At 54.9% G+C, this 24,877-nt stretch carries 27 protein-coding genes, 1 pseudogene and 1 other annotated feature; of the genes and pseudogenes, 12 read left to right on the top strand and 16 right to left on the bottom strand.

What is annotated here, in order from left to right; genetic code table 11:
* Positions 1-11: 11 nt before the first annotated feature.
* The gene (locus SCU88_RS13625) at positions 12-1,001 is read left to right on the top strand and encodes an oligopeptide ABC transporter ATP-binding protein OppD (RefSeq protein WP_175340624.1); all 990 of its coding nucleotides are present in this window, start codon (positions 12-14) and stop codon (positions 999-1,001) included.
* Entirely contained in the window at positions 998-1,999 is a 1,002-nt protein-coding gene (gene oppF / locus SCU88_RS13620) for a murein tripeptide/oligopeptide ABC transporter ATP binding protein OppF (RefSeq protein WP_138097761.1), read from the top strand. Before SCU88_RS13625 ends, oppF begins: the two co-directional genes overlap by 4 nt.
* A 37-nt stretch (positions 2,000-2,036) precedes the next feature.
* Here the strand turns inward: oppF and SCU88_RS13615 are convergent, their stop codons facing one another.
* The gene (locus SCU88_RS13615) at positions 2,037-2,366 is read right to left on the bottom strand and encodes an HI1450 family dsDNA-mimic protein (protein ID WP_138099263.1); all 330 of its coding nucleotides are present in this window, start codon (positions 2,364-2,366) and stop codon (positions 2,037-2,039) included.
* 32 nt (positions 2,367-2,398) lie between these two features.
* Entirely contained in the window at positions 2,399-3,859 is a 1,461-nt protein-coding gene (cls, locus tag SCU88_RS13610; RefSeq protein WP_175340623.1) for a cardiolipin synthase, read from the bottom strand.
* A gap of 144 nt (positions 3,860-4,003) precedes the next feature.
* Here cls and SCU88_RS13605 point away from each other — a divergent pair, with 144 nt between their 5' ends.
* On the top strand, positions 4,004-4,177 hold the full coding sequence (locus tag SCU88_RS13605) for a YciY family protein (RefSeq protein ID WP_175340622.1): 174 nt from the start codon (positions 4,004-4,006) through the stop codon (positions 4,175-4,177).
* Positions 4,178-4,494: 317 nt separating this feature from the next.
* Here the strand turns inward: SCU88_RS13605 and SCU88_RS13600 are convergent, their stop codons facing one another.
* The gene (locus SCU88_RS13600) at positions 4,495-4,791 is read right to left on the bottom strand and encodes a YciI family protein (RefSeq protein ID WP_138097758.1); all 297 of its coding nucleotides are present in this window, start codon (positions 4,789-4,791) and stop codon (positions 4,495-4,497) included.
* A gap of 214 nt (positions 4,792-5,005) precedes the next feature.
* On the opposite strand from SCU88_RS13600, the gene tonB reads away from it, so the two are divergent.
* On the top strand, positions 5,006-5,752 hold the full coding sequence (gene tonB / locus SCU88_RS13595) for a TonB system transport protein TonB (RefSeq protein ID WP_175340621.1): 747 nt from the start codon (positions 5,006-5,008) through the stop codon (positions 5,750-5,752).
* Between the two features lie 49 nt (positions 5,753-5,801).
* On the opposite strand, the gene yciA is transcribed toward tonB, so the two are convergent.
* The 4 genes from yciA to SCU88_RS13575 all read right to left on the bottom strand — a co-directional run bounded on the left by yciA (position 5,802) and on the right by SCU88_RS13575 (position 8,096).
* Positions 5,802-6,212 carry an acyl-CoA thioester hydrolase YciA gene (yciA, locus tag SCU88_RS13590; protein WP_175340620.1) on the bottom strand — a complete coding sequence of 137 codons (411 nt, stop codon included), beginning with the start codon at positions 6,210-6,212 and terminating at the stop codon, positions 5,802-5,804.
* 129 nt (positions 6,213-6,341) lie between these two features.
* Positions 6,342-6,878 (bottom strand): septation protein A, encoded by a 537-nt coding sequence (locus SCU88_RS13585; RefSeq protein ID WP_138097756.1) that lies wholly within the window; start codon positions 6,876-6,878, stop codon positions 6,342-6,344.
* 52 nt (positions 6,879-6,930) lie between these two features.
* The gene (locus SCU88_RS13580; protein ID WP_138097755.1) at positions 6,931-7,674 is read right to left on the bottom strand and encodes a YciC family protein; all 744 of its coding nucleotides are present in this window, start codon (positions 7,672-7,674) and stop codon (positions 6,931-6,933) included.
* A gap of 14 nt (positions 7,675-7,688) precedes the next feature.
* A complete protein-coding gene (locus SCU88_RS13575; protein WP_175340619.1) occupies positions 7,689-8,096 on the bottom strand; it encodes a YkgJ family cysteine cluster protein in 408 nt (135 codons plus the stop codon).
* 296 nt (positions 8,097-8,392) lie between these two features.
* Between SCU88_RS13575 and ompW the strand changes: the two genes are divergently transcribed.
* The gene (gene ompW, locus SCU88_RS13570) at positions 8,393-9,025 is read left to right on the top strand and encodes an outer membrane protein OmpW (protein ID WP_138097753.1); all 633 of its coding nucleotides are present in this window, start codon (positions 8,393-8,395) and stop codon (positions 9,023-9,025) included.
* 509 nt (positions 9,026-9,534) lie between these two features.
* On the top strand, positions 9,535-9,579 hold the full coding sequence (locus tag SCU88_RS13565) for a hypothetical protein (RefSeq protein ID WP_431810167.1): 45 nt from the start codon (positions 9,535-9,537) through the stop codon (positions 9,577-9,579).
* A 176-nt stretch (positions 9,580-9,755) separates the two neighbouring features.
* Here the strand turns inward: SCU88_RS13565 and SCU88_RS13560 are convergent, their stop codons facing one another.
* The 3 genes from SCU88_RS13560 to SCU88_RS13550 all read right to left on the bottom strand — a co-directional run bounded on the left by SCU88_RS13560 (position 9,756) and on the right by SCU88_RS13550 (position 12,320).
* The gene (locus tag SCU88_RS13560; RefSeq protein ID WP_175340618.1) at positions 9,756-10,712 is read right to left on the bottom strand and encodes an acyltransferase family protein; all 957 of its coding nucleotides are present in this window, start codon (positions 10,710-10,712) and stop codon (positions 9,756-9,758) included.
* A 28-nt stretch (positions 10,713-10,740) separates the two neighbouring features.
* Entirely contained in the window at positions 10,741-11,004 is a 264-nt protein-coding gene (locus SCU88_RS13555) for an XRE family transcriptional regulator (RefSeq protein WP_175340617.1), read from the bottom strand.
* A 947-nt stretch (positions 11,005-11,951) separates the two neighbouring features.
* A complete protein-coding gene (locus tag SCU88_RS13550; protein WP_175340616.1) occupies positions 11,952-12,320 on the bottom strand; it encodes a hypothetical protein in 369 nt (122 codons plus the stop codon).
* 108 nt (positions 12,321-12,428) lie between these two features.
* On the opposite strand from SCU88_RS13550, the gene SCU88_RS13545 reads away from it, so the two are divergent.
* The gene (locus SCU88_RS13545; protein WP_138097751.1) at positions 12,429-12,656 is read left to right on the top strand and encodes a hypothetical protein; all 228 of its coding nucleotides are present in this window, start codon (positions 12,429-12,431) and stop codon (positions 12,654-12,656) included.
* A 32-nt stretch (positions 12,657-12,688) separates the two neighbouring features.
* Here SCU88_RS13545 and SCU88_RS13540 read toward each other — a convergent pair whose 3' ends face one another.
* On the bottom strand, positions 12,689-13,111 hold the full coding sequence (locus SCU88_RS13540; protein ID WP_175340615.1) for a DUF2000 family protein: 423 nt from the start codon (positions 13,109-13,111) through the stop codon (positions 12,689-12,691).
* A gap of 147 nt (positions 13,112-13,258) precedes the next feature.
* Between SCU88_RS13540 and SCU88_RS13535 the strand changes: the two genes are divergently transcribed.
* Positions 13,259-13,732 carry an Lrp/AsnC family transcriptional regulator gene (locus SCU88_RS13535; RefSeq protein ID WP_138097749.1) on the top strand — a complete coding sequence of 158 codons (474 nt, stop codon included), beginning with the start codon at positions 13,259-13,261 and terminating at the stop codon, positions 13,730-13,732.
* 38 nt (positions 13,733-13,770) lie between these two features.
* Here the strand turns inward: SCU88_RS13535 and trpA are convergent, their stop codons facing one another.
* The 5 genes and pseudogenes from trpA to SCU88_RS13510 form a co-directional block, all read right to left on the bottom strand.
* A complete protein-coding gene (trpA, locus tag SCU88_RS13530; RefSeq protein WP_175340614.1) occupies positions 13,771-14,580 on the bottom strand; it encodes a tryptophan synthase subunit alpha in 810 nt (269 codons plus the stop codon).
* Complete coding sequence (gene trpB / locus SCU88_RS13525) at positions 14,580-15,773, bottom strand: tryptophan synthase subunit beta (RefSeq protein ID WP_175340613.1); 1,194 nt, start codon at positions 15,771-15,773, stop codon at positions 14,580-14,582. The genes trpA and trpB overlap by 1 nt, the downstream gene beginning before the upstream one ends.
* A gap of 11 nt (positions 15,774-15,784) precedes the next feature.
* Positions 15,785-17,146, bottom strand: a complete 1,362-nt coding sequence (gene trpCF / locus SCU88_RS13520; protein WP_175340612.1) for a bifunctional indole-3-glycerol-phosphate synthase TrpC/phosphoribosylanthranilate isomerase TrpF — start codon at positions 17,144-17,146, stop codon at positions 15,785-15,787.
* 8 nt (positions 17,147-17,154) lie between these two features.
* A pseudogene (gene trpD, locus SCU88_RS13515) lies at positions 17,155-18,770 on the bottom strand (bifunctional anthranilate synthase glutamate amidotransferase component TrpG/anthranilate phosphoribosyltransferase TrpD).
* Positions 18,770-20,332, bottom strand: coding sequence for an anthranilate synthase component 1 (locus SCU88_RS13510; protein WP_138097744.1), 1,563 nt, complete (start codon positions 20,330-20,332; stop codon positions 18,770-18,772). The pseudogene trpD and the gene SCU88_RS13510 overlap by 1 nt, the downstream one beginning before the upstream one ends.
* A 23-nt stretch (positions 20,333-20,355) precedes the next feature.
* Positions 20,356-20,449: a sequence feature (Trp leader region), on the bottom strand.
* Between the two features lie 120 nt (positions 20,450-20,569).
* Here SCU88_RS13510 and rnm point away from each other — a divergent pair.
* From rnm to pmrB, 4 genes are all read left to right on the top strand, one after another.
* Positions 20,570-21,475, top strand: a complete 906-nt coding sequence (gene rnm, locus SCU88_RS13505) for an RNase RNM (protein ID WP_175340668.1) — start codon at positions 20,570-20,572, stop codon at positions 21,473-21,475.
* The gene (locus tag SCU88_RS13500) at positions 21,472-22,092 is read left to right on the top strand and encodes an L-threonylcarbamoyladenylate synthase (protein WP_138097743.1); all 621 of its coding nucleotides are present in this window, start codon (positions 21,472-21,474) and stop codon (positions 22,090-22,092) included. Before rnm ends, SCU88_RS13500 begins: the two co-directional genes overlap by 4 nt.
* Before the next feature lie 180 nt (positions 22,093-22,272).
* Complete coding sequence (locus tag SCU88_RS13495; protein WP_138097742.1) at positions 22,273-23,613, top strand: carbohydrate porin; 1,341 nt, start codon at positions 22,273-22,275, stop codon at positions 23,611-23,613.
* Positions 23,614-23,729: 116 nt separating this feature from the next.
* The gene (gene pmrB / locus SCU88_RS13490; protein WP_175340611.1) at positions 23,730-24,815 is read left to right on the top strand and encodes a two-component system sensor histidine kinase PmrB; all 1,086 of its coding nucleotides are present in this window, start codon (positions 23,730-23,732) and stop codon (positions 24,813-24,815) included.
* The last annotated feature ends 62 nt before the right edge of the window (positions 24,816-24,877 follow it).

The raw sequence follows: 24,877 nt of genomic DNA, 5'->3' as shown, positions 1-24,877 counted from the left end.
GGAGTGAGTCGATGAGTCACAGCCAAACTATGACGGCGCCTCTGCTGGCAGTGAAAGATCTGCGGGTGACTTTCGCCACGCCGGATGGCGATGTTACCGCGGTCAACGATCTGAACTTCAGCCTGCGGGCCGGAGAAACCTTAGGGATAGTCGGCGAGTCCGGATCCGGTAAGTCCCAGACCGCGTTTGCGTTAATGGGGCTGCTGGCGTCCAACGGTCGGACCGGCGGCTCGGCGCGCTTTAACGACCGTGAGATCCTCAACCTGCCTGAGTCGCAGATGAACCGGCTGCGTGCCGAACAGATTGCGATGATTTTCCAGGACCCCATGACCTCCCTGAATCCCTATATGCGGGTCGGGGAGCAGTTAATGGAGGTGCTGATGTTGCATAAAAGCATGAGTAAGAGCGACGCTTTCAACGCCTCGGTACAGATGCTGGATGCGGTGCGTATGCCGGAAGCCCGCAAACGCATGCGGATGTATCCTCACGAGTTTTCTGGCGGTATGCGCCAGCGGGTCATGATTGCCATGGCGCTGTTGTGTCGCCCGCAACTGCTGATTGCCGACGAACCCACCACGGCGCTGGATGTCACCGTTCAGGCGCAGATTATGACCCTGCTGAACGAGCTGAAGCGCGAATTTAATACCGCCATTATTATGATCACCCACGATCTGGGAGTGGTGGCCGGGTTGTGCGACCAGGTGCTGGTTATGTATGCCGGGCGCACCATGGAATACGGCAGCGCCCGCGATATTTTCTACCGGCCGTCGCATCCCTATTCCCGGGGGCTTTTAAGCGCGGTACCGGCCCTGGACAGCGAAGAAGAGATGCTGTTAACCATTCCCGGTAATCCGCCTAATCTGCTGCATCTACCGTCCGGTTGCCCGTTCCGGCCGCGTTGTCCCTGGGCTATGGAAGAGTGCGGTCAGACTCCGGCGCTGACCCCGTTTGAACAGGGGCGCCTGCGCGCCTGCTATAAGCCGCTGGAGGAGATGGTATGAATCAGACCGTAGAGCGCAATGTGCTGCTGGAAGTCGACAGCCTTAAAGTCCACTTCGATGTACGCGATGAGAAACGCTGGTTCTGGCAGCCGGTACAGAAACTGAAAGCGGTAGATGGCGTGACCCTGCGCCTGTACGAAGGCGAAACCCTGGGGGTCGTCGGGGAGTCCGGCTGCGGTAAATCAACCTTTGCCAGAGCCATTATCGGCCTGGTAAAAGCTTCTGCCGGGCGGGTAGCCTGGCTGGGACGTGAACTGACAGAGCTGGATACCCGGGCGTGGCGCGAAGTGCGTAGCGATATCCAGATGATCTTCCAGGATCCGCTGGCATCGCTGAATCCGCGTATGACAATCGGTGACATTATTGCCGAGCCGCTGCGGACTTATTACCCGAAGATGCCGCGCCAGCAGGTGACCGATAAGGTTAAGACGATGATGGCGAAGGTGGGGCTGTTACCTAATCTGATTAACCGCTATCCCCATGAGTTTTCAGGCGGACAGTGTCAGCGTATTGGCATCGCCAGGGCGCTGATTCTGGAGCCGAAGCTGATTATCTGCGACGAACCGGTATCGGCGCTGGATGTCTCTATTCAGGCTCAGGTGGTGAATCTGCTGCGGGATTTGCAGCGTGAAATGGGGCTGTCGCTGATCTTTATCGCCCACGACCTGGCGGTAGTGAAACATATCTCCGATCGGGTTCTGGTGATGTATCTGGGGCAGGCGGTGGAGCTGGGGGGGCGCGATGAACTGTATCGCAATCCGCTGCATCCCTATACCCGGGCGCTTATGTCGGCAGTACCGTTGCCGGACCCGGATCGTGAAAAGGCGAAGCAGATACAGCTACTGGAAGGCGACCTGCCGTCACCCATTAATCCGCCTTCGGGCTGCGTGTTTCGCACCCGCTGCCCGATAGCCGGGCCTGAGTGCGCCGCTACTAAGCCGCCGCTGGAGGGCAGTTTCCAGCATGCGGTGGCCTGCCTGAAGGTGGATCCGCTATAACAAAAAGCCGCCGTAAACGGCGGCTTTTTTCTGGCGTCTATTCGCGCCACAGAATGTGACACAGCTTGTGGCTCTTTTCGCGACACATCAGTACCCGGGCGAAGATATCGTTAATCTCGCCGCCGTCTTCGTCGGCAAGACCAATCACCACCTCAGCGAAAAAGTCGGGATTAAGATCGAAGTCCACGTGTTCAGCCCAGTCTTCAGAGGGGTCGAACAGTTCCGCGCCGCCGCGCTCTTCGAACTGCAGGTTAAACAGGATGATATCCGCCGGATCCAGATTATCTGGCGCCAGCTCCAGAAAGATATCGTAGGCCTGTTCCAGGGTTTCGTCTTCGCTCAGGCGGTTGTTAAGATCCATATCCATCATGATTACCACTCGTTGATTTGGGCCATGTTTTACAGCAACGGACTAAAGAAGTAAAACAGTCGCTCGCAGATGCGCTGCCACAGCGGGCGCTTCAGCCATAGCTGTTCATCCACCAGTCGCGAGCGGGAAATATAGTCGTCCTGTACCGCCGCCAGATCGCTACCGAAACCGTCATCGTCAATCACCAGGGTTATCTCAAAATTGAGCCACAGGCTGCGCATATCCAGGTTGACGGTGCCCACCAGGCTGAGCTGACCGTCCACCAGTACGCTCTTGGTATGTAGCAACCCTCCTTCGAACTGGTAGATCTTGACGCCAGCGGCCAGCAGCTCGGTAAAGAAAGCTCGGCTGGCCCAGCCCACCAGCAACGAATCGTTCTTGTGGGGAATAATAATGCTGACCTCCACGCCGCGCTGGGCTGCGGTACAGATGGCGTGCAGTAGATCGTCGCTCGGCACAAAGTAGGGGGTAGTCATAACCAGGTACTTTTTCGCCGCATAAACGGAGGTCAGCAGCGCCTGGTGGATCAGATCCTCGGGAAAGCCGGGGCCGGAAGCGATGGTCTGGATAATATGGCCGCTGGCCTGCTCGAACGGCATCACGTTGGCGTCCGGCGGCGGCGGCAGAATACGCTTGCCGGTTTCAATCTCCCAGTCGCAGGAGTAGATCACGCCCATTGAGGTGGAGACCGGGCCTTCCATACGCGCCATCAGATCCACCCACTGACCCACGCCAGCGTCCTGCTTGAAGTAGCGCGGGTCGACCATATTCATGCTGCCGGTATAGGCAATATAGTTATCGATCATCACCATTTTACGGTGCTGGCGCAGATCCATGCGGCGCAGGAAGACACGGAACAGGTTAACCTTCAGGGCTTCCACTACTTCGATACCGGCGTTGCGCATCATACCGGCCCAGGGGCTTCGGAAGAAGGCGACGCTGCCTGCGGAATCCAGCATCAGGCGGCAATGGATGCCGCGTCGCGCTGCCGCCATCAGCGATTCTGCGACCTTGTCCGCCATGCCGCCTGGTTGCCAGATATAGAACACCATCTCGATATTGTGGCGCGCCAGCTGGATATCACGGATCATCGCCTGCATCACATCGGCCGAATCGGTCAGCAGCTGTAGCTGATTGCCCTTAACCTCGCCAATGCCCTGGCGACGTTCGCACAGTTCAAACAGTGAGCTGGCCACGTCGCTGCATTCGGTCGCGAAAATATGTTTACAGGCTTTAAGGTCGTTGAGCCAGCGGGCGGTCGAGGGCCACATGGCCTGAGCCCGTTCGGCCCGACGCTTACCCAGATGCAGTTCGCCCAGCGACAGATAGGCGATAATACCCACCAGCGGCAGAATATAGATAATTAGCAGCCATGCCATTGCAGAAGGGACCGCGCGACGTTTCATCAGTATCCGCAACGTCACGCTGGCGATTAGCAGCCAGTAGCCCAGAATGACCAGCCAACTCACCACCGTGTAGAAGGTTGTCATAATTCAAAAATCCGTTAGAAACCCAGTTCTTAAGAGTGTACGCACAACGGCGGTCACGGGAAACTAAAACAGTTGGTAAAACGGCTGGTTTAGTGTGGGGAAGGATCTATAATGGAGCGTCGTTTTTATGAAAGAGTCAAAAAAATGAGGCGTAGTCGAACCGAGGTCGGTCGTTGGCGTATGCTGCGTCAGACCCAAAGACGCAAGACCCGCTGGCTGGAAGCCCAGTCGCGGCGCAACATGCGCATTCACGCCATTAGAAAGAGTCTGGCTCAGCAGCAGCGTTTAACGTTACTGTTTGCCTTTCATGATAGTTAGCGCGTGTAGCAGGGCACCCCACGGGTGCCCTGAATGTTTGCACGCTACGCCTTTCCTTCCCCTGACAGTATATTCTCTTAGTGATTGATTTTTACAGCAATATAACATGCATTTAATATGCATCTTTTTCTGGTCAGCACCCCCGCCGGGTGGTATAGTACCGCCATCCGGTAGAGACTCTTTCCCTTTACCGAATGTCTTAGCGAATTGTTTTCTTAACCTGCATATTTACTGCGCCAGCACCGTTGTGCTGGCTTTTTTTTGCCATAAAAAAACGCGCCCGGCGGAAATGCAGAGCGCGTCTGGTCGCGGTTGAATCAGAAGGTGCGTCTGTAAGGCTTTACCGTGACTTTCTGATAGACCCCCGCAGCGACAAAGGGATCGTCCTGGGCCCAGGACTGCGCCTCTTCCAGGGATTCGAATTCGGCGATAACCGTTGAACCTGTGAAACCGGCGGCGCCGGGTTCGTTACTGTCGACGGCAGGCATTGGACCGGCGGTTACCAGTCGGCCTTCGTCATGCAGAAGCTGCAGACGGGCCAGGTGCGCAGGGCGCACGGCCATACGCTTCTCCAGGGAATCGGCGACATCTTCTGCATAAATCACATACAGCACGGTAAAACTCCTTGAGTTTGGATCAATCGCTGTTCACGTTATTTGAAAGCGTCGGATGACGCAACGGAAAGATGACAGGCCTTGATAGGCCGCACATTTTATGGGGTAAAAAACAGCAAACAAGCTGAATGGGTCAGACAAATTGTCGCTCGTTATTGAATATGATTGCTATTTGCATTTAAAATTGACGCCTTATTACGTTACCGGGACCGCTATGACTGCAATGACCCTCGATACTCCCCGCCGTTTTCCGTGGCCAACGCTACTTTCTGTTGTGCTGCACGGGGCCGTAGTGGCGGGGCTGCTTTACACCTCGGTAAATCAGACAGTGCAACTGCCAGCCCCTTCACAGCAGGCGATTAGCGTTTCTATGGTGGCGCCTGAAGCGCTTGAGCCGCCAGCGCCGCCCCCCGCCTCAGAGCCGGAACCGGTTGTTGAACCCGAACCGGTGGTTGAGCCGGAGCCGGTTCCCGAACCGCCGAAAGAGGCGCCGGTGGTGATCCATAAGCCCAAGCCCAAGCCGAAACCCAAACCAAAGCCGGTACATAAGGTGGAAGAGAAGCCGAAGCGCGAGGTTAAACCCGAGTCGCGTCCGGCCTCGCCGTTCGACAGCGATAAGCCCGCACGGCCTGCCAGCAGTACCAGCACCGCACGCAGTAGTAACAATAGCCCGGCAGCGCCTGCGGCGCCGAGCGGTCCGCGGGCCGTGAGCCGTAATCAACCCCAGTACCCGTCACGGGCTTACGCACTGCGTATGGAAGGGCAGGTCAGGGTGAAATTTGACGTAGACAGCAGCGGGCGGGTCGACAATATCTCCATACTGTCGGCAAAACCGGCCAATATGTTTGACCGCGAAGTGAAGCAGGCGATGCGCAAATGGCGCTATGAGCCGGGCAAACCCGGAACCGGTCTGATTGTCAATATCGTATTCCGGATTAACGGCGGGGCATCGGTGCAGTAAACTGAATCCGCGAAAAAAAGCCCGCAGGATGTTGTCCTGCGGGCTTTTTTTACGCCTGATCGGGGCGAGGCAGAGGACGTGGACGGCCGTTATCGTCGACTGCCACGTAGATAAAATTGGCTTCGGTGGCCTTGCAGCGCTGTCCCACCGGCGAAGAAGAAACCTTCTTTACCCAGACTTCGACGTGAATGGTAATAGAGGTATTACCGCGCTTCACGACGCTTGCATAGCAGCAGACAACATCGCCTACGGCTACCGGGTTAAGAAAAGTCATGCCGTCAACCCGTACGGTAACCACGCGGCCCAGGGCCTCTTCTTTGGCCAGAATGGCGCCGCCCATATCCATCTGCGACATCAGCCAGCCGCCAAAAATATCGCCATTGGCATTGGTATCGGCGGGCATTGCCAGGGTGCGCAGCACCAGATCGCCCAGAGCGGCTTCGTTTTCTTGTGTTGTCATTGCTGTGTTCCTGATACATCGGTCTAAAAATCGTGGCCGATTATACCAGATGTCGCGATGGTGGCAGGGGTTCTGTGTGCGGCCAGCGAAGGGATAATAAAACGCCGGCTCAGGGGCCGGCGTGAGTGGTTATTTTTGCTCTGGCGCCATATGGCGATACATGTAAACGCCGCTCAGAAGCGTAAAGACCAGCGTCAGAGCCGTCAGGCCAAAGACCTTGAAGTTGACCCAGACATTCTGAGGTAGCCAGAAGGCAACATAGATATTCGCCAGCCCGCAGATGATAAAGAATAGCGCCCAGGCCAGATTCAGCCGCGACCAGACGCTGTCCGGCAGCGTAATCTCTTTACCAAGCATGGTTTTGATCAGGTTCTTTTTCATGACCCACTGACCAATCAGCAGCGCAGCGGCGAACAGGCCGTAGATAGCGGTGACTTTCCACTTAATAAACTCATCGCTGTGAAAGAACAGCGTCAGGCCGCCGAAGACCGCTACCAGTACAAAGGTCACCAGGGTCATCTTCTCGACCTTACGGTATTTGTACCAGGTGAAGATTAACGCCAGCGCGGTGGCGATAATCAGGGCACCGGTGGCCACGAAGATGTCGTACAGCTTATAAAAGGCAAAAAAGACGATCAGAGGTAAAAAGTCGAGCAACTGCTTCATAGTCGGTTCCACATTGTGGGCGCCGCGGATCTGCCCCGGCGCCCCAGGTTCATTACTGGCGCAGCAGCATATACAGGCGATAGAGATAGACAATCATCGCCGCGGTAATCAAATTGCTGAGCGTGTTAAGTATGATGGAGGCTACCGTTGGCGTTACGGCAGCAAAGGAAGAGGCCACGATCATCAGAATCACCTTTGCCAGCAGCCAGCCGAGCACGGCGGGTGCCACCAGACGCATATTGGCCCAGCCAAGGCGCATGCTGTTACGCATGGACTGGAAGATGCCTGACTTATCCTGGGCCAGCATAATTGGCGCCAGCGCCAGCACGATAGCCAGTAGCACGCCGGGTACGATGATCAGCATCATCCCCATCTGCACCAGGAAGGTGGTCAGAAACAGCAGAATAAACAGTTTCGGCAGCATGGGGGCAGAGGCGCCAATGGCGCGCAGCGCGCTCAGGCGTTGACCGGCAGAGACCAACTGAATCAGCGCCATCATGCCGCCGACCAGCAGAGTGTTGCCGATCAGCATAGCAAAGGTGGAGGCGGCGGACAGGCGCAGCAGAACCTGCTGCTGTTCTGGCGTCATATTCTGCACCAGATCGTAAAGCCCGGTACTTCCTTCCATATTCTCCACGCTATTGAGGATCGCAACCTGGTCCTCTGCGGGTGAGAAGACGTGGCCAAACACAATAGAGATAAAGGTACAAAGCAACGCAATCAGCAAAATGGTAATGAACTGATTACGGAAGAAATTTCCCGTGTCACGGTAAACCGCATTTGCCGTGATAGACATGCACACTCCTTGGGTTATGGCCGGTATTTATCAACGGCCAATTGTACCCTGGTTGACGGCTCTCTGGCACCTTCGGTTACAGGGGGATGACATTTTAGCGGCGGTAGCCCGTAGCGGGCCCGGGCGCGATCGCAGGCTTCATTCACCTGATCCCCTTCGCCGGAGCAGGAAAATTCGCGACAGGGCGAAGGGCGTTGGGAATAGATAGTGCAGCGTGTGGCGTCCCCTGGGGTGCCCGCCAGTGCTACGCAGCGCGGTGATTTCTGATTAGTGCCGCGCATGGCCCGTAGCAGGGGAGTGACCTGTTCGGTTAGCGCAGACGGAACCACGCCGCCGCCATCATCGGCTTCGGCCCAGTAGAAGGAAACACGAAAGTAAGCGCAGCAGGCGCCACATGTTATACAAGGGTTAATTCCGCTCATTTTGCACCGGCAAGTGAACGTATGATTAATTAAGGTTATCAAGAGGATTAACATAATCGCAGCTGTGTCAGGCTGCAACAGGATAAGATCACTTTTTTGCGCGAACGCAATATCAGGAAAATCGTAAAATTTGGTATCAGATCAAATATAAGCATTCGTAATAGTACAGAAAAATTAATCTGGATCATTGAATGTTAAAATAGCTAATTAAATGTGACGCAGGACGGATCCCTACATACTTCTTACCAGGTATATTCAGCAGTGCTAAGACCAAAAAGATAATAGGGAAAGGGATTATGAAAAAGTTTGCAGTGGCACTTCTGGCGTTTAGCTGTCTGTCCGGCGTCGCCTCGGCTCATGAAGCAGGGGAGTTTTTCCTGCGAGCCGGTAGCGCAACGGTCCGTCCCAGCGAAAGTTCGGATAATGTATTGGGAATGGGGGGGTTTAACGTCAACAATAATACCCAGTTGGGGTTAACCTTTACGTATATGGCGACCGATAATATCGGTATCGAACTGCTGGCCGCCACGCCGTTCCGTCATAAGGTGGGTCTGGGGCCGACTGGCGATATCGCAACGGTACATCATCTGCCGCCGACCCTGATGGCTCAGTGGTACTTTGGTGACTCTTCCAGCAAATTCCGTCCTTATGTCGGGGTGGGTATTAACTACACCACCTTCTTTGACGAAGGCTTTAATAAAACTGGAAAAGAGGCAGGGCTTAGCGATCTCAGCCTGAAAGATTCCTGGGGCGTGGCGGGTCAGGTGGGGCTGGACTATATGATCAACCGCGACTGGCTGCTTAATATGTCGGTCTGGTATATGGATATCGATACCGAGGTTCGATTTAAGGCAGGTGGCCAGAAGCAGAACATAGATACCAGTCTGGATCCGTGGGTGTTCATGTTCTCAGCGGGCTATCGCTTTTAAGCGTTCCGCAAAACCCCTTCTGCAAAACTGGTCATTAAATGGCCAGTTTTTTCCATTCTTTCTCCTGTGTATCGTTGTGGTGATCGGTTATCGTTTTTGAGCTATATTCGAGTAAAGTCCCAGGTATCAATGCTCTGTTCTCTGTACAGGCGTTCGACCTGCGATCGCAGTTCGTGAAAGTTCGGCGGTGCACCGTTTTTCTTCCAGTTGTAGTCAATTCGATCCTTTACTGTACTGAATGCTGGTGTAAGCGTCGCACGATTTACCATATCTCAGCGCTTGGTTTTTCCCTTTGCGTGGTGGTGCAATAGGTACGGACTCAGGACTTTGCAATGCACATAGATATGACGTCACTGAGTGAATGCCTGATAGCACATAATGCAGCAATAGGGGGACGTTGTTACCGGTTATGGAAACTATGACTCCAGGATGTTGTCGATCTTGAGATTACTACTGGCAATGAAATCACGGTACTGGCAGCATGAAAAGAATATCAAGTGTTATTAAATATGGTGGATACATCTATCGCATCTGATATTGAATTTTCTGAATAGTCAGAATATTTTTTTACAGCCCCTTAAAGGGGCTGTGTTTTCCGATTAGCTAATGTTTTCATGGATGGTCTTTCAATGTATTTATATGAAATAACGGAAATAACCCCTGTGGTAACTAGTGACGCGGAAATCCATGTGTAATTTCCATAATTAATCAGATAGTGCTTTGCTGAAGTTTACATTATACCGTGAAGTAAATATATAGAAAAGCTACTTATCCCAATGACTTTTATAGGATAACTGGTTAAAATTCCAAATAAGTTTGCCTGGTTCTTCACTAAATAAAAGAATGGCAGTAAGTACAGAGCAGTTGTGGGACTATAGGCCTGTCTGGTAAGGAATAATGCCGCCATCAACACTATGAAGGCAATGACATTAGCGTATTTTATTTTTTTATCTTCTGTGGTAGCGACCAGAAAACCAACGAGAAAATAGGTAATAAATGCAGCGTGTGATTTATCTATGAAGTAAAACTTGCTTAAAGCAATAACTGATATTATCAGGAGCGTTATAAATGATTTTTTGAATGGGATTATTTTCATTAGTAAAAACAATAATGGTATTGCTATGTACAATCTGACTTCCCAAACCAGGGTCCAAAATACGCCAGAATTAGTAATATTAATTGGAAGCCCATTCACCACACTGCCTTTGTATTCATTGATAAATGGCAGCGCCTGATAAAACCAGTAAGGAGATGTGGTTATTTTCCCATGATTAATTATAGCACTTATTACGAAGATTATTATCAGTGATATAAAAACTGGCGGATAGATTCTTAGGGCGCGAGATATAAAGAATTTTTTTACATCAAATGTGTTGTTTAGAGCCTTTTTAAAAAAGAGAAAGCCAGAAAGCATGAAGAAAATACCTACTGATACTTCTCCCATCATAAGTACAGCACGTTTTATTTCATGGCCACCCAGATAGCTTATAGACCAAAAGGTGTCATCAGCACCTCCCGCTCTCCAAAATATATGAAATATTGCTACTAAACCAGCGCAAATTCCTCTCAGTCCATCTAAAGCCTGATACTTATGATTAACAATTTCAACATTAAGTGCTTTGCTCATCACTGCCACAGATATCAGTAAGATACCAAAAAATACCACTGACTCGAAAAGTAAAAGCATTATCATTTCCCGTATCGTATAGAGAAAATTATTTTATTGTTGCCCCAATATCTTGCATTTTATCTAAAACAAGTTTCAACTCTTTTGGCCCCAATGTTAATTGAGCAGCCATATAGAACAGTATGTGTGGTGACATCGCTCGCGGTGATTCTCCACCAGTGTATTTCCGCCACTGACTGTTACTGGCGACACCAGTCAGATCGGCCATCTGAGAGCCGGTATAGCCAAGCTCATCTTTTAGTCGGTTCAGATCATCAGGTGAGGGGGAGGCATAGTTATTGATCAGTCGCATATATCACCTGAAATCCTTCCACGGAAGGGCTTAACGTTAAATAAATTTAAACAGTACCGTGATGTGATGGTGTCTACAATACTAATCAGCCCAGAGGCTACCGCTATGAAGTATCCTGCCGGTTAACTATATAAGCGTTAATTTTTTGCTAATTCGACGTGGGGCTCTCCGCTAGCTCATGCAAATGATTCTAGCCCTTTTGGTGCTACCCGTCAATGACAGGAAGAAGATAAAAAGTAGCACACAATAAACTACTCGGGTGATAATGCTATCTGTGAGTATAAAGATACGAATAATGACCCTGATTACTCTGCTGTGTCTATGAAGAAAGGGCAAAGAAGTCGATGCTGATGATTATCTAAAGAGGTTGAAACGATGGAGAGATGAGGTTACAGATATATGGTTAGAAAACCAAGCCTGTTTTTTAATACTAACCAGGATCAAATCACTGATGTCTATCTTTGTACCATTCACAGCAAAAGGTTCAACAGGAGAAAAGATGCGCTTTGCTACTTTGGCATGTAAGATTGGTACTATTGGGTATCGCGAGCAATGACCAATGATTCATAAAATCAGAATTAAAAAAAGGGCCCCAGTCATTCCCTGGAGCCCAAAATTAAACAATGAAGACAATCTTAGTGTTATCAACCACACGACCCCTGTGCGGTGTGGTCGATAGTGCCATTTTTTGCCTGATGCTGCCTGGCAAACCGCACCGGGATGCATCATACCGACACCAGAATTTGAGTCCATAGCCTGTCCCTTAATGTCAGATTAAGCAGGGTATAGAGGCTAAAAAAATCCCCTCAGACACTGAGGGGGAGAAAAGGAAGTACAGTTTGCATCAGGATAATCACTGGTGGGTACATAACCAGTTATGGAATTATATTGCGGGTCGCACGCTTATCCCACTTACGTTTGAGGTTAGCACAGCTTAAAAATACGTTTCAGGAGAGCGGTTTTTTATAACGACTAAGTGGCGTTACGGGGTACGAGAAGGTTTCCAGTACTGAACAGCGGTCGGGAATGGTTCCTCCGGCATAGAAAAACAGATAGCTGTCGCTGCCCGGAAAATAGACCAGGTCGTCACCATTACGGAAACTGGTAATGCGAAACGGCGTTCCCGAATCGGTATGGGTCTTTTTACTGCCTGCGGCAACCTGAAAGTGTTTGCCCCATTTCATGGTGGTCAGGCCGTAGTTAAACGACGAGACAATCACATTCTTGCGCAAAGAGCAGGCCAGTTTGACGGCGGTGGCGGCAAAGGCGGGAGAGAGGAACAGCGTCAGCAGGCTGAGCAGTACGATTATCTTCATGGCTGATTCCTGGATATTCTGTGTTAACGTAATAGTGAAACGCGTTAATTTATCACAAAAATTTAACTATCGGACTGGGTCAGTCAGGCATAGTTCATCAGGAGAGCGATGATGCTGGAAGATTATCCGCTTATTGGCGTTAGCGAGGAAGATAAAACCCGGAGACGGGTTCTGGCAGTGGCGGCGGCGCTGGAGATTATTAAGGCGTCGGTGGCGGCGCCTAACGCTTATGCCGGACGCGACAAACTGAGTAAGGATATCGAGTATACCAGGGATAAAATCGGCGAGCTGGCGGATGCCATTCAGGCGGCGCTGGAAGGGCCGGAACAGCCGTAACGAAGAGGGCGCCCATCGGGCGCCCTCTTCGATTATTTATAGAGCGCTAAATTCCCGGTCAGTTTGGTGATTTTTTTGCGCGGGCCGATAAGCCCAATGGCCACCAGTTCAATATGGGGACTGGTGACCGTCGCAATACGCTCGCCATATTCCTCATAACTGCGGCATGATTGCGCCAGTGCGCTAAAGGGCATGGCATAAATCTCTGCATCCTGCTGCGCGGCGTTCTGCAGCGTATGCAGGTATTCCCCGGAAGCCAACAGCACCGGCAGCGGGCTGTAGATCACGCCCGGATAATTAACGCTATCGACGCTTTGCATATCCGGGCCGACCAGGTTTTCTACCGTACGACCAAAACTGATGCTAATGACGCTGGCGGCATTAATGGCGAGCCCCGCGGGCAGATTGCTATCAATCACGATGGTGCAGCGATGTTGGCTGGCATCAAATTTCATTTTTATCCTCTCTGCGATAACCCGTTGATCCTGAGAACCAGTATGCATCAGCGCGTCGGGTATTTGCTGTCTGATTGACTTGATAAAAAGGCCGATTACGGAAAAAATAACCCAATAAAATTAAAATAAAGAAAGGAATTTCCTTCTATGGCGCTCAGTTCGACAGAAATAAAGATTCTCAGGCTGCTACAGGATGATGCGAGGGTGACTAATCAGGAGCTGGCGGATAAAGCGGGTATGTCTGCGTCTCCCTGCTGGCGTAAAGTGCGTAAGCTTGAAGAAGATGAGGTGATTCAGGGCTACCGGGCAGTACTGAATCGCCGGAAGCTGGGACTGGGGGTGATGGTCTTTGTGCGCGTGGCGATTGACAGCCATAGCGAAGTGGAAGCAAGAAAATTCGAGGAGCAGGTGATGGCGCTGGAGGATGTGGTGGCCTGCTACAGTATCGGCGCCGATGCCGATTTTTTGCTTCAGGTGGTGGCGCCAGACCTTGATAGCTATGCCGATTTCGCGATGTCGGTGGTTCGTCGGCTGCCGGGCATTAAAGAGATGCAGAGTATGTTCGTCCTTAAGGAGATCAAACCCTTTGTCGCCTGGCCGATAAAGCGGTTACCGGAATAACCGGGCAAAAAGGGCGCCGCGATGGGCGCCCTTCGGGATTAGCGGCCCTGGGTGGCCGCTTTCATTTCGCGGGCAAAGTGGGTCAGCTCACTCAGCATCTGCTGCGGCTGCTCCAGGTTGCGCTCGATAATTTTCACCACCGCGGAGCCGGAAATGGCCCCGGCTGCGCCGGCATCGAGCGCATCCTTCACCTGGGAAGGTTCGGAAATCCCGAAACCCTGTAACGGCGGTGCGGCGTGATACTCCTTCAGCTTGTTCACCAGGTGCGTCAACGGCACGCTGGCGCGATTCTCGGCACCAGTCACCCCGGCGCGCGACAGCAGATAGGTATAGCCGCGCCCGAACGACGCCAGCTGGCGCAGCAGTTCATCATTGGCATTGGGCGGGCAGATAAAGATCGGCGCCACTTCGTAACGCATTGCCGCTTCACGGAACGGCGCGGACTCTTCAATGGGCACATCGGCTACCAGAACGGAATCGACTCCCACTTCGGCACAGCGCGCATAGAAGGCGTCGATGCCCGGGTTCCACACCAGATTGGCATACATCAGCAGGCCAATAGGGATGTCAGGGTATTTGTGGCGAATCGCCGCCAGCATTTCGAAGCATTGATCCGGCGTCGTACCCGCTGCGAAAGCGCGCAGAGTCGCATTCTGAATGGTCGGGCCGTCCGCCAAAGGATCCGAGAACGGAATCCCCAGCTCCAGGGCATCGGCGCCGCCTTCAATTAGCGCGTCGATGATTTTCAGCGACTGTTCCGGGGAAGGATCGCCCAGGGTTACGAAGGGAACAAAGGCGCCTTCCTTTCGGGCATCCAGCTGTTTAAAAAGCTGCTCGTAGCGTTCCATCAGATCTCCCCCCGTGCTTTCAGAATGTCGTGAACCGTGAAAATATCTTTATCGCCGCGGCCGGAAAGGTTAACCACCAGCAACTGCTCTTTTTCTGGATCTTCGCGCATGATTTTCAGCGCGTGAGCCAGAGCGTGGGAAGACTCCAGCGCTGGCAGTATCCCCTCCTGACGACACAGGATCTGGAAAGCATCCAGCGCTTCGTCGTCGGTAATGGAGACATAATCCGCCCGGCCGGTGCTGTTAAGGTACGCATGCTGCGGACCCACCGAGGGGAAATCGAGTCCGGCAGAAATGGAGTAAGACTCCTCAATCTGACCGTCTGCAGTCTGCATCATCGGCGCCTTCATGCCGAAATAGATGCCGACCCGTCCGTGCTTCAGAGGGGCGCCGTGCTCGCCGGTTTCAATACCGTGACCACCAGGCTCAACGCCAATAAGCTGTACGCTCTCATCATCAATAAAGTCGGCGAACATACCGATGGCATTGGAGCCACCGCCAACGCAGGCGATAACCGCGTCCGGCAGGCGTCCTTCCTGTTCCTGAAGCTGCGCTTTGGTCTCTTCGCCGATCATCCGCTGAAATTCACGCACGATGGTCGGGAAAGGGTGCGGACCCGCCGCGGTGCCCAGCATATAGTGGGCGTTTTCATAGTTGCCGGACCAGTCGCGCAGCGCCTCGTTACAGGCGTCTTTCAGGGTGGCGGAACCGCTGTGCACCGGAATGACCTCGGCCCCCATCAGCCGCATACGGAAAACGTTGGGCGACTGACGCTCTACGTCCTTAGCGCCCATATAAACACGGCACTTCAGGCCCAGCAGGGCACTGGCCAGCGCTGAAGCCACGCCATGCTGACCCGCACCGGTTTCGGCGATGATCTCAGTCTTGCCCATCCGCTTCGCCAGTAGCGCCTGACCCAGAACCTGGTTAGTTTTGTGGGCGCCGCCGTGCAGCAGATCTTCACGCTTCAGGTAGAGGGTGGTACGGGTACCGGAGGTCAGGTTGCGGCATTTGGTTAACGCCGTCGGGCGACCGGCATAGTTTTTCAGCAGGTCGGTGAACTGGGCCTGAAACTCGGGATCCTGACGAGCGCTGACGAAGGCTTCTTCCAGCTGACGCAGGGCGGGCATCAGGATTTGCGGCACATACATACCGCCGAACTCACCAAAATAAGGGTTTAATAGCGTTGTCATGATTTTCTTCCTTAATAAGCCCGCAAAGTCTGAAAGACCGCCGTCAGCTTGTTGGCATCTTTGATTCCCGGGGCGCTTTCCACGCCGGAGTTAAAATCCAGACCGTCGCAGCCTGCCTGAGCGGCATCCACGCAGTTGTCGGCGCTCAGGCCACCGGCCAGCATCACGCCGCTCAGCGGCTGGCCTGCCAGTAGCGACCAGTCGAAGCGCTGGCCGCTTCCGCCGTTGCCGTTATCGAGCAGCCATTTATCCACCTGCTTCAGATCCCGGGGCGGCAGGGTTCTGCCTACGCTCACGGCCTTCCAGATAGCGACCTCTTTCGGGAGCGCCTGGCGCAGGGCGTCGATATACGCCTGATCCTCATGACCGTGTAGCTGAACCGCATACAGACCAAGGCGTTGCGCGGTGGCGGCTACCTCGCCCGTGGGTACGTCGCGAAATACCCCGACGTAGCGTAGCGGAGCGCCCGCCATTACGGCTCTGGCCTGCTGCTCGCTCACCACACGCGGCGAGGAAGGGACGAAGATCAATCCACCGTAAACGGCACCGGCCTCACAGGCGGCCAGCGCATCCTGCGGGCGGGTCAGGCCGCAGACCTTATTTTCACCCAGCAGTACCCGACGTACTGCGGACTCAAGGTTTTCCTCGCCCATCAGCGCGGAGCCGATAAGAAAGCCGTTGGCATAACGGCTCAGTTCGCGAATCTGGGCATAGCGGTTAATACCAGATTCGCTAATCACCGTTACGTCGTGTCCCAGACGCGGCGCCAGTTGACGGGTACGGTCCAGATCGATCGAGAGATCGCGCAGGTCGCGGTTATTAATGCCAACCACTTTCGCCTTCAGGTGAATGGCGCGCTCCAGCTCCTCTTCGTTACTGACCTCGGTCAGAACGCCCATATTCAGGCTGTGGGCTACGGCGGCCAACTGCTGGTACTGCCCATCGTCCAGTACCGACAGCATCAGCAGGCAGGCGTCGGCCTGGTAGTGGCGGGCCAGCCAGATCTGATAAGGGTCGATAATAAAATCTTTGCACAGTACCGGCTGAGTCACGGTCTGGCTCACCAGCGGCAGGAAGTCGAAGCTGCCCTGGAAATATTTTTCGTCCGTCAGGACCGAAATGGCGGAAGCATAGTGGCGATAGATACCGGCAATGCGCACCGGATCGAAATCCTCACGGATCAGACCCTTCGAAGGCGAAGCCTTTTTGCACTCCAGAATAAACGCGGTGCGCGATCCCCGTAGTGCATCATAGAAGTTGCGCACACTCGGGACGGTCTCATTCTGGAATGACGCCAGTGGTTGCTGCGCCTTACGGGCTTCGACCCAAATGGCCTTATCCGCGACGATACGCGCTAAAACAGTGTCCTTCATACTCTCGGTTACCCTCTTGCTGCCAGTGCGGCCACGCGTGACCATGCCGCGCCGCTGTGAATCACTTCCAGCGCATGGCTGGCATTTTCCCGGAGATTTTCCTGGCCGTGGAGACGCATCAGCATGGCGACATTGGCCGCCACTGCGCATGCGTGAGCCTCTTCTCCCTTACCTTGTAACAGGCGAGTCAGAATGTCACGGTTTTCTTCAGGCGTTCCACCGGCAAGCGCCTGTTTCGCGTAGCCTTTCAGGCCAAAATCTGCGGCGCTCAGTTGATAACTGTCGATCTTGCCGTCTTTCAGCTCCGCTACCTGGGTGTCGGCATGCAGGGAGACTTCGTCCATGCCGCCGCTGTGAACCACGGCTGCTCGCTGATAGCCCAGGACCTTAAGGGTTTCGGCGATTGGCAGTACCAGCTCCGGGCTGTAAACGCCAATCAACGCCAGCGGCGGATGGGCGGGGTTAATCAGAGGTCCCAGCACGTTAAACAGGGTGCGGGTTTTCAGCTGTTGACGCACCGGCATGGCGTGGCGAAAGCCGGTATGGTACTGGGGAGCGAACAGGAAGCAGACGCCCAGTTCGTCCAGCGCCTGGCGCGAGGCTTCGGCGCTCATATCCAGCCGGATGCCAAAGGCGGCCAGCAGATCGGAAGAGCCGGAACGGCTGGAGACGCTACGATTGCCGTGTTTGGCGACCTTCATTCCTGCAGCCGCGGCCACAAAAGCGCTGGCGGTGGAAATATTAATGCTGTTACTGCCGTCGCCGCCGGTACCGACGATATCGGCAAAGCGGTAGTCCGGGCGAGGGAACGGCTGGGCATCTTCCAGAAGGGCGGAAGCGGCCCCGGCGATCTCAACGGGATCTTCACCGCGTACTTTCATACTGATCAACGCCGCTGCCAATTGAGTTTGTTCCAGCTCGCCGCGCACGATGGCGGAAAACAGACGATGGCTTTCGTCCCGGCTCAGTATCCGGGACTGAAACAGTTTCTCCAGAATCGGTTGCATCACGCTTCCCCCTCGTTAGTGACCGCATTTTTTTGTGGGTCGCTGAGCGCCCATGCCAGGGTCTGCTCAAGAAGTCTGGCGCCCAGGGTGGTCAGAATGGATTCCGGATGGAACTGGAAACCACATACCCGGTCGGCGTCGTGGCGTACCGCCATTACCATGTCATTAAAGGTGGCGTTGACCGTTAGCGTGGCCGGAACCTGGCTGCCCACCAGCGAGTGGTAGCGCGCCACTGGCAGCGGGTTAGGCAGACCGGCAAACATGGCTTCACCATCGTGAGTAATGGCGGAAGCTTTGCCGTGCAGGATTTCACCGGCCTGGCCCACGTGACCGCCGTAAGCTTCCACGATGGCCTGGTGGCCCAGGCAGATGCCGATAATCGGCAGACGACCGCGCAGGGTATTAAGCAGCTCCGGCATACAGCCTGCCTGGGCAGGCGCTCCGGGGCCCGGAGAGAGCATCAGCACCGGATTTTCCATCTGGGCCAGACGCTCCAGAATGGTGTGCGCCGGAACCTGGTTGCGATAAATCACCACCTGATGGCCATTGGCACGCAGCTGATCCACCAGGTTCCAGGTGAAGGAGTCAATATTGTCGAGCAGCAGAATATCGGCCATCAGAAGATCTCCTGTGAATGGTGAGCCGTGGCAATGGCGCGCAGTACCGCGCGGGCTTTGTTACGGGTTTCGTCTGCTTCCGACTGGGGAACCGAGTCCAGAACCACACCGGCACCGGCCTGAACGGTAGCAATGCCGTCTTCAACCCAGGCGGAGCGGATAACGATGCAGGTGTCGAGGGAGCCATCGGCGGTGAAGTAACCGACGGCGCCGCCATAACTGCCGCGGCGTTCGCCCTCGGCTTCGGCGATAAGCTGCATGGCGCGAACCTTGGGGGCGCCGCTCAGGGTGCCCATATTCATGCAGGCCCGGTAGGCGTGCAGTACATCCAGATCCTGACGCAGTTCGCCCACCACTCTGGAAACCAGATGCATCACGAATGAGTAACGATCCACCTTGGTCAGATCCGCCACATAGCGGCTGCCCGGGGTGCAGATACGCGCCAGGTCGTTACGGGCCAGATCCACCAGCATCAGGTGCTCCGACAGCTCTTTATGGTCGGTGCGCATTTCCAGTTCGATACGGCTGTCCAGGTCGTGGTCCAGCGTTCCATCAGCGCGGCGTCCGCGATGGCGGGTTCCTGCGATGGGGTAGATCTCAATCTGGCGCGAGGTTGCGTCATATTTGAGCGAGCTTTCCGGCGAGGCGCCAAACAGCGTGAAGTCGGCATCCTGCATATAGAACATATAGGGGCTGGGGTTGCTCTGCTTCAGCACCTGATAGGCCGCCAGCGGCGACGGGCAGGGCAGAGAGAAGCGGCGCGACGGAACGACCTGGAAGATCTCTCCGATGCGAATGGCCTGCTGCATCTGGCTGACCACGGCGCCGTACTCTTCGTCGGTCTGGTTGCAGCTTAAGGTCATTTGCGGCACGGACTGGGCCGGAAGCAGTTGTGGAGCAACCTGCATCTGCTTGTCCAGCGCCGCCAGGCGCTGCGTCAGACGGTCGCGCTCGCGGCTGTCGTCGCTAAACAGGCTGGCCTGCAGGCGGCAGCTCTTTTTCTGGTGGTCGATCACCACCAGGGTTTCGGCCAGATAGAAGCAGTAGTCGGGGCAGCGGTTGCCCTGGCGCAGCGGCGGCAGATTTTCAAAGCCTGCGACCAGATCATAGGCAAACAGGCCGCCGAAGAACATGGCTTCACGCTCGTGCTCCGGGGCTTCTACCAGGGTGGTCATCAGTCGCAGAGCATCAAATACCGACAGCGAACGCAGACGGCTGTCCTCGTCCAGGGTGCTGTCCGGATCCGGGAAGGTGAGCTCGCGACACAGCGGCGAGATGCGATTGCCCACGCTTGCAGGCAGCGCGGCATCCAGCAGCGGCAGCAGCGCGGCGCCGTTAGCGGAGAGCGCCTGCACGGTTACCACATGACCGAGAGCGCTGATACGCAGGGCGCTGTCCACTAGCAGCATGCTTTTCAGAGAGTCCTTGCTCACAATATCCGCAGACTCCAGCAGCAGGGTGGCCGGACGGGCGCCACAAAGTTGCTGGAACAGCGCATCGGGATTTTCACGATAGGGCGCTTCGCGGGCAATCAGTTCCAGTGCAGGTTTGGCGTTTAACATCTCGATATTCCTGAAATTTGTTCAAAAAAAGGCCCGCTTAATGGCGGGCCTGGTATCTGCATTGCGTGGCGCAACGAACAGCACGGACCCCATTCAGGAGCTGCGCCACCAGTGGTTGTTCAGGAGCATTACGATTGTCATGGCAGATACCTTTTTATTCTCAAGTGAACCTGCGTACTAGTTAACTGGTTCGAGAGCCTAATGTCAATAGCGATTTTTCACGCGCTGACCGTTATGATGTCCCGTCACTTGATAACGACCAGAACGGGAGCCAGTTTGGGCGAATTACTTTACGATCTTCACAGTCACACCACCGCCTCCGATGGCCTGCTGTCACCCGAAAAGCTGGTGGAACGTGCCGTCGCTCAGGAGGTGGATGTGCTGGCGATTACCGATCATGACAGCGTGTCCGGTCTGGCGGCGGCCCGGGAGGCCATTGATCGCCAGGGCCTGGCGCTGCATCTGGTGAATGGGGTGGAGATCTCCACGGTCTGGGAAAATCATGAAATTCATATTGTGGGTTTGAATATGGACCCTGAACATCCGGCGTTGACGGCCTTTCTTGCGCAGCAGGGAGAGCGTCGCACCGAGCGGGCACGGTTGATTGCCGAGCGGCTGGAAAAGGCACGTATTCCGGGGGCCTGGGAAGGGGCGCAACGCCATGCCAGCGGTGCAGCCATTACCCGCGGCCACTTCGCCCGTTTCCTGGTGGAGTGTGGGCGGGCTAACTCCTTTGCCGACGTGTTTAAGCACTATCTGGCCAGGGGGAAAACCGGTTATGTTCCCCCTCAGTGGTGTACAATAGAACAAGCTATTGATGTTATTCACCATTCGGGTGGAGTGGCGGTGGTGGCCCATCCTGGCCGTTACCGGCTCTCCGCAAAGTGGTTAAAACGGCTGTTGGGGCAGTTCGCGCAGTGGGGCGGCGATGCCATGGAAGTGGCGCAGTGCCAGCAGGCGCCCAGCGAACGCAATCAGCTGGCGCAGTACGCCCGGCAGTTTGGACTCCAGGCGTCTCAGGGCTCCGACTTTCATCAGCCCTGCGCCTGGATTGAGTTGGGGCGCAGGCTGCGACTGCCAGAGAATGTCGTGCCGGTATGGCAAGGCTGGGAAAGCGCCGAACAAGAAGAGAGGGCAGTATGAGTCAGTTTTTTTATATTCATCCAGAGAATCCACAGCCGCGGTTGATTAACCAGGCGGTGGAGATTGTCCAGAAGGGCGGGGTTATCGTCTATCCCACCGACTCCGGCTATGCGCTGGGCTGCCGACTGGAAAATAAGGACGCCATGGAGCGCATCTGCCGAATCCGTCAACTGGAAAAAGGCCATAACTTTACGCTGATGTGCCGCGATCTGTCGGAGCTGTCGACCTATGCCTGGGTGGACAACGTGGCATTCCGTCTGATCAAAAACAATACGCCGGGGAATTACACCTTCATCCTTAAGGGGACCAAAGAGGTGCCGCGTCGTTTGCTGCAGGAAAAGCGTAAGACCATTGGTCTGCGGGTGCCTTCGAATCCGATTGCGCTGGCGCTGCTGGGGGGATTAAACGAACCGATGCTCTCGACTTCGCTGATGCTGCCGGGCAGCGAGTTTACCGAGTCGGATCCCGAAGAGATCAAAGACCGGCTGGAAAAGCAGGTGGATCTGATTATTCACGGCGGTCACCTGGGTCAGAAACCCACCACGGTAGTGGATCTGACCGAAGAGTCTCCGGTGGTGCTACGTGAAGGGATGGGAGACGCGAAACCCTTCCTGTAATCAGAGCACAAATATACAAGAAACGTACCGGGGGCTCGATTCAGCCCCCTTTTTTGCACACCCGATCTCATTTCTCCAAAAAAGTTCCCTCGTTACTTTTTTTGCAGCACAAATCTATAAAACTTACCCTGTAACCGGCCCTACACTCGGGCTCCATTTCCATTAAAAAAATAATGACTTATGAAACAATCGAAGGCAGTGACAAAAAAACACGGGGCTCTGGCGCTTAGCGCGCTGTGCCTGGCGCTCTTTGCTGGTGGCGCCTCTGCGGCGGGCGAGCCATTCAGCTATGACTCACCCTGGATGTTTGGCGACTGGGGCGGCGACCGCGCCGCGCTGGAACAGAAAGGGGTTAAATTTAACGTTGATTACACCATGGAGGCCGCGTCTAACTTCGCTGGCGGTTATAACTCCTCTACCACTGCGCGCTACAGCGATCAGTGGGCCTTCGGGGTCAACCTCGACCTTGAAAAACTGCTGGACTGGCAGGACACCGAATTCCAGATGACCATCACTAACCGTGACGGTAATAACCTTTCCGATCAGGTTGCCGATCCGCGTACCGGGATGCTCTCCTCGGTACAGGAAGTTTACGGCCGCGGACAGACCTGGCGTCTGACTCAGTTCTGGCTGCGTAAGGGCTTCTTTAACGACGTGCTGGATATCAAAGCCGGTCGCGTGACCGTCGGTGAAGATTTCGATAACTTCGACAGTAAATTCCAGAACCTGGCCTTCGGTAGCGGTCAGGCCGGAAACTGGCGCGGCGACCACTGGTATAACTGGCCGGTCTCCCAGTGGGGCGGACGGGTAAAACTCAACTTTACCCCAGAAGTCTTCCTGCAGGTGGGCTTCTATAACCAGAACCCCTACAACTACGATCGCGGTGACGGCTTCCGCCTGGAGTTCAACCCGACCGAAGGCAACCTGGTGCCGGTGGAACTGGGCTGGAAACCGACCTTCGGGCCGGATAACCTGCCGGGTAACTACCGTATCGGTTTCTACTACTCGTCCACCAACGACGATGTCTACAGTAGCTGGCGCAACGGTGCTTACCATGATGATGCTCACTCCTACGGCGGCTATATCCTTGCCCAGCAGCAGTTGTTCAGCCAGGGCGGCAGCGCCGACCGCGGTCTGACTCTGACCCTGCAGGCGGTGATGAACGACCATAAGACGGCCAAGACCGACAACTATCAGGCGATCTCTCTGGCCTGGAAAGGTCCGTTCGACGCCCGTCCTCAGGATGAGATCGGTATCGGTGCCGCGCGTATCCACGTGAACTCCGACTACACCAGCATGCTGCGCGCTCAGAATCGTGAAAATGGCGTAGCGGATTACAACAGCCCGACCTATCTGCCGATTCAGGAAGGCTCGGAATACAACTACGAAATCTACTATAACTTCCATGTCACCAACTGGCTGCAACTGCGTCCCAACCTGCAGTACGTTGCGGCCCCGGGCGCCGTCACCAAAGTTGACGACGCCTTTATTGGCGGTCTGAGCGCCAACCTGAGCTTCTAATCATCCACGGCCCCTCACGGGGCCGTTTCTTTTTTGGCTGTACGCTTGTGCTATCCTGTTCGCCTGATGACGCTCTGGCGTCGGCTCTCTCTTTTCTCTTTGCTTCGGGATACGCAATGCTTAACCCGCGACTTCTCCGGCCATTGACGCTACGCAGCTGGTTGATGCTGGTTATCGGCGCCATTCTGGTGGTTTGTCAGCTGTCTGGCACCTTCTGGCTGTGGCACGAAAGTCGGGATCAGATCCGCTATCTGGTGCAGGGTGCGCTGGACAACCATCACTATCACAACCACCTGCGACGCGAGATCCACCAGGCGCTGACCAGTCTCATCGTCCCGGGGTTGATTATGGTGACGCTGACGCTGCTGTTCTGCTATCAGGCCATCAAGCTGATAACCCGCCCTCTGGACCGCTTGCAGCATGAGCTAAAAAGCCGTGATGCTGAAAATCTGACGCCGCTGGCGCCCAGGGGGCAGGTGACCGAGGTCACTGCGGTGGTGGGGGCGCTGAATCAACTGGTGTCACGCCTTTCCGCGATGCTGGAAAACGAACGAATGTTCAGTCGCGATGTCGCCAGTGCGTTGCAGATGCCGCTGGAAGAGATACAGGGTCTGCTGGAAGCGCAGGCGCGACAGGGAACAACCGGCATTGAGCCTCTGCTGGCGCGTCTGGAGCAGATGCAAGAACGGGTGGCGCAACTGCTGCAGCTCAGCCGGGTTGGGCAGGCTTTTGCCGCCGGAAATTACCAGCGGGTGATGCTGGCAGGTGACGTGGTCACGCCCCTCTGGGAAGAGCTGGAGACCATGCTGTCCCGGCGTCAGCAGCGTCTGGTTCTAAACCTGGCAGACGATGTGGCGGTGCGCGGCGATGCCACGCTACTGCGAGTGGTACTGCGCAATCTGGTGGAAAACGCCCACCGTTACAGCCCGCAAGGCAGCACTATCACCCTGAGCATCACCGCCTCACCGCTGCCGCAACTGAGCGTCGAGGATGAAGGGCCTGGCATCAATGAGAGCCAGCGCGAGAACCTGAGCCAGGCTTTTGTGCGTATGGACAGCCGCTACGGTGGCGTCGGGCTGGGACTGAGCATCGTCAGTCGTATCGCGCAACTGCACCAGGGGCGTCTGTTACTGAATAATCGCACGCCGCAGCCGGGGTTACAGGCACGGGTCAGACTTCGGGCCTGGGGAAGCTCCGAATAGATTCTCATGTTGGTCGCATACATTAACGCGTTTTGCGAATCACTCAGGATATCGATTAAGGC

The organism is Jejuibacter sp. L23 (genome assembly GCF_050815825.1).
Lineage (GTDB): Bacteria > Pseudomonadota > Gammaproteobacteria > Enterobacterales > Enterobacteriaceae > Jejubacter > Jejubacter calystegiae.
Note: the sequence above shows the minus strand (reverse complement) of the source record. Positions and strands in the feature narration are given on the sequence as shown.

Bases quoted from the DNA above. Each gene is read 5' to 3' on its own strand.
- SCU88_RS13625 (WP_175340624.1), top strand. From the start codon at position 12: ATGAGTCACAGCCAAACTATGACGGCGCCTCTGCTGGCAGTGAAAGAT.
- oppF (WP_138097761.1), top strand. From the start codon at position 998: ATGAATCAGACCGTAGAGCGCAATGTGCTGCTGGAAGTCGACAGCCTT.
- SCU88_RS13615 (WP_138099263.1), bottom strand. From the start codon at position 2,366: ATGGATATGGATCTTAACAACCGCCTGAGCGAAGACGAAACCCTGGAA.
- cls (WP_175340623.1), bottom strand. From the start codon at position 3,859: ATGACAACCTTCTACACGGTGGTGAGTTGGCTGGTCATTCTGGGCTAC.
- SCU88_RS13605 (WP_175340622.1), top strand. From the start codon at position 4,004: ATGAGGCGTAGTCGAACCGAGGTCGGTCGTTGGCGTATGCTGCGTCAG.
- tonB (WP_175340621.1), top strand. From the start codon at position 5,006: ATGACTGCAATGACCCTCGATACTCCCCGCCGTTTTCCGTGGCCAACG.
- yciA (WP_175340620.1), bottom strand. From the start codon at position 6,212: ATGACAACACAAGAAAACGAAGCCGCTCTGGGCGATCTGGTGCTGCGC.
- SCU88_RS13585 (WP_138097756.1), bottom strand. From the start codon at position 6,878: ATGAAGCAGTTGCTCGACTTTTTACCTCTGATCGTCTTTTTTGCCTTT.
- SCU88_RS13580 (WP_138097755.1), bottom strand. From the start codon at position 7,674: ATGTCTATCACGGCAAATGCGGTTTACCGTGACACGGGAAATTTCTTC.
- SCU88_RS13575 (WP_175340619.1), bottom strand. From the start codon at position 8,096: ATGAGCGGAATTAACCCTTGTATAACATGTGGCGCCTGCTGCGCTTAC.
- ompW (WP_138097753.1), top strand. From the start codon at position 8,393: ATGAAAAAGTTTGCAGTGGCACTTCTGGCGTTTAGCTGTCTGTCCGGC.
- SCU88_RS13560 (WP_175340618.1), bottom strand. From the start codon at position 10,712: ATGCTTTTACTTTTCGAGTCAGTGGTATTTTTTGGTATCTTACTGATA.
- SCU88_RS13555 (WP_175340617.1), bottom strand. From the start codon at position 11,004: ATGCGACTGATCAATAACTATGCCTCCCCCTCACCTGATGATCTGAAC.
- SCU88_RS13550 (WP_175340616.1), bottom strand. From the start codon at position 12,320: ATGAAGATAATCGTACTGCTCAGCCTGCTGACGCTGTTCCTCTCTCCC.
- SCU88_RS13545 (WP_138097751.1), top strand. From the start codon at position 12,429: ATGATGCTGGAAGATTATCCGCTTATTGGCGTTAGCGAGGAAGATAAA.
- SCU88_RS13540 (WP_175340615.1), bottom strand. From the start codon at position 13,111: ATGAAATTTGATGCCAGCCAACATCGCTGCACCATCGTGATTGATAGC.
- SCU88_RS13535 (WP_138097749.1), top strand. From the start codon at position 13,259: ATGGCGCTCAGTTCGACAGAAATAAAGATTCTCAGGCTGCTACAGGAT.
- trpA (WP_175340614.1), bottom strand. From the start codon at position 14,580: ATGGAACGCTACGAGCAGCTTTTTAAACAGCTGGATGCCCGAAAGGAA.
- trpB (WP_175340613.1), bottom strand. From the start codon at position 15,773: ATGACAACGCTATTAAACCCTTATTTTGGTGAGTTCGGCGGTATGTAT.
- trpCF (WP_175340612.1), bottom strand. From the start codon at position 17,146: ATGAAGGACACTGTTTTAGCGCGTATCGTCGCGGATAAGGCCATTTGG.
- SCU88_RS13510 (WP_138097744.1), bottom strand. From the start codon at position 20,332: ATGTTAAACGCCAAACCTGCACTGGAACTGATTGCCCGCGAAGCGCCC.
- rnm (WP_175340668.1), top strand. From the start codon at position 20,570: ATGTCCCGTCACTTGATAACGACCAGAACGGGAGCCAGTTTGGGCGAA.
- SCU88_RS13500 (WP_138097743.1), top strand. From the start codon at position 21,472: ATGAGTCAGTTTTTTTATATTCATCCAGAGAATCCACAGCCGCGGTTG.
- SCU88_RS13495 (WP_138097742.1), top strand. From the start codon at position 22,273: ATGAAACAATCGAAGGCAGTGACAAAAAAACACGGGGCTCTGGCGCTT.
- pmrB (WP_175340611.1), top strand. From the start codon at position 23,730: ATGCTTAACCCGCGACTTCTCCGGCCATTGACGCTACGCAGCTGGTTG.